The sequence below is a fragment of the Ruegeria sp. CDSA221 genome (assembly GCF_059611825.1).
The window spans coordinates 1-2654 of sequence record NZ_JBXWPK010000036.1 but is presented as its reverse complement, the minus strand read 5'-3'; the positions used below and the strand labels follow the sequence as shown (position 1 = coordinate 2654).

Genomic DNA, 2654 nt, shown 5'->3' with positions numbered 1-2654 from the left:
ACGGTGAGGTCGAGGCCAAAGTCAAAACCGAAGTCGCAAACCTCTGCGCCAGATTCCCTATCTATCCAAACTTGTAAACTGAAGGACACCAACCCATGAGCTTTCATTCCATCGAACAGGCTCCTGCCCGCCTAAACCGCAGCGAACTCGCCGTGCCTGGCAGCCAACCCGGAATGTTCGAAAAGGCCGCACAATCGGACGTGGATGTCATCTTCCTTGATCTGGAGGACGCCGTCGCGCCGGACGAGAAAGAACAGGCCCGCAAAAACATCATTGAGGCTCTGAACGACATCGACTGGGGCAGCAAGACCATGTCGGTACGCATCAACGGGCTCGACACGCATTACATGTACCGCGACGTGGTGGATGTGGTTGAACAGGCTGGCGAGCGACTTGATCTGATCATGATCCCCAAAGTCGGCACCGCGGCAGATGTCTATGCCGTCGACATGATGGTCACGCAAATCGAGGATGCAAAGGGGTACAAAAAACGCATCGGATTCGAGCATATTATCGAAACTGCGTTAGGGATGCAGAACGTCAGTGAGATCGCGGCGGCGTCGAAACGTAACGAAAGCCTGCATTTCGGCGTAGCCGACTATGCCGCCTCGACCCGCGCGCGGACGACTATTATCGGCGGTGTTAATCCGGATTATTCCGTTCTGACTGACGCCGATACGGACGGAGGACGCCTGACCCATTGGGGAGATATGTGGCACTATGCGCTTGCCCGCATGGTTGTGGCTGCCCGCGCCAATGGTTTGCGCCCAATCGACGGCCCATTTGGAGACTTCCAAGACCCGGACGGCTACAAAGCCGCCGCAAAGCGCGCGGCAGTTTTAGGCTGCGAGGGCAAATGGGCCATCCATCCCAGCCAGATTTCACTGGCAAACGATGTTATGTCGCCGGGCGACGCCGAAGTCACCAAGGCACAACGCATTCTCGAAGCAATGGCCGAAGCCGAAGCAGCGGGAAAGGGAGCGGTTTCGTTGGATGGCCGCCTGATCGACTATGCTTCGATCCGTCAAGCTGAAGTTATGGTTGAAAAGGCCCGTCAAATCGCAGCAGCATGATCGCCTCATGACTTTACAATCGTCCATGTCTCAACGCGATTGTGCCGCCAACATATTTGCCGAAGCCATAGCCGCGGCAGATCCGGCGGTATCCCTGAGCAGACGGCTGCAATCAGCCCCATTGCCTGCGCCCAAACAGGGTGGGCGCAGCATCCTAATCGCGATTGGTAAAGCGGCCCCAGCCATGATGGCGGAAGCCTTGCAAAACGTTCAGGGTGATCATGTCGCTCTGGCCGTGACCCATTCCGAAAACCAAGCGGTCGTACCCGGTGCAACTGTGTTGAACAGTGCACACCCCGTTCCGGACGAACGGGGCCTCAAAGCCGGTCGGCAGATCATTGATCTGCTCAGCGCAGCACGCGAGCAAGATCAGATCATAGCGCTGATCTCTGGCGGGGGATCGGCCCTGATTCCGGCACCTGTGGACGGATTGTCCCTATCGGATAAGATTGTGGTCAACGAGCTCTTGTTGTCTTCCGGATTGGACATCGTGCACATGAACCTGGTGCGCCAGCATCTGAGCCAGCTCAAGGGCGGAGGGTTTCTGCGACACGGTTCACCTGCACCGGTCACAGCCTATATTCTGTCGGATGTGATCGGAGATGACCTGCGTGCCGTTGCCAGCGGCCCCACTTCTCCACCCATCGGAACCCAAGCCGATGCCCGCAGGATCTGCATTGGGGCTGGCATCTGGAAGCGTCTGCCCCAATCCGTGCGGGACCATCTAGAACACAGCGTTCCTGAACAGACGATAGCAGTTGAAGCGACAAATCATCTGATCGGGTCGAACAGGATAAGCCTTGAGGCTGCGCATCGCTGTGCGGCGCAGTTTTGTCGGGCTGAAATTGCATCCAATGCACTGACAGGAGACGTGTCCGACGCTGCACGTCAGATTCTGCAAGCGGCCCGTTCTGTGGCTTCCGACCGCCCGGTCGCTCTACTTTTCGGAGGGGAGACAACCGTCCGGCTGCAGGGTGCGGGTCTTGGTGGGCGCAATCAGGAACTAGCGCTGCGCGTCGCCCAACTGGCGCAAGGGGAATCTATTCCCGGCAACTGGATTTTCCTCAGCGGTGGAACAGATGGCCGTGATGGTCCGACCCCCGCAGCGGGTGCGATTGTGGATGTGGGAACATTCGACCGTATCCGCGATGCGGGGCAAAATCCGTCCACGCTGTTAGCAAACAACGACAGTCACCGGGCATTGGGACTATCGGGTGATCTTCTGATGACTGGTGCGACCGGAACCAATGTTGCAGATATCCAAGTATTGCTGCTTGGGCCTGATGCTTGAGCGCGCGCTAAACTTGACGGGCATCAAGGTTGATATAGCGTCAGAGATGTCGAATTGGAGAGTAATGCCTGAATCCGTCGAGAAAGGTCCGATTCATGCGATAGTCTGATTTCAAAGCCATAAAAGAGGCGTTTATTCCATTGTCACAGGCGATGTTTTAGGCTCTGACGGAGGGATATAGGCATTATTTTTTGCGGGATGTTTGGCGTTGATCGGCGTGTAAGTAATTGTAATTTTCGTTCTAAAGTTGCTTTTTTGGAGTAGGGTTTGAACCTTTGGCCTTCAGGTTA

The 2654-nt window shown here is 56.1% G+C and carries 2 protein-coding genes; both read left to right on the top strand.

Annotation, left to right across the window (positions count from 1 at the left end):
* The first annotated feature begins 95 nt into the window (after nucleotides 1-95).
* Nucleotides 96-1073, top strand: a complete 978-nt coding sequence (locus AC2FJ5_RS21305; protein WP_142640422.1) for an HpcH/HpaI aldolase/citrate lyase family protein — start codon at nucleotides 96-98, stop codon at nucleotides 1071-1073.
* 7 nt (nucleotides 1074-1080) lie between these two features.
* Nucleotides 1081-2364 carry a glycerate kinase type-2 family protein gene (locus AC2FJ5_RS21300; protein ID WP_496794515.1) on the top strand — a complete coding sequence of 428 codons (1284 nt, stop codon included), beginning with the start codon at nucleotides 1081-1083 and terminating at the stop codon, nucleotides 2362-2364.
* Nucleotides 2365-2654 lie beyond the last annotated feature (290 nt).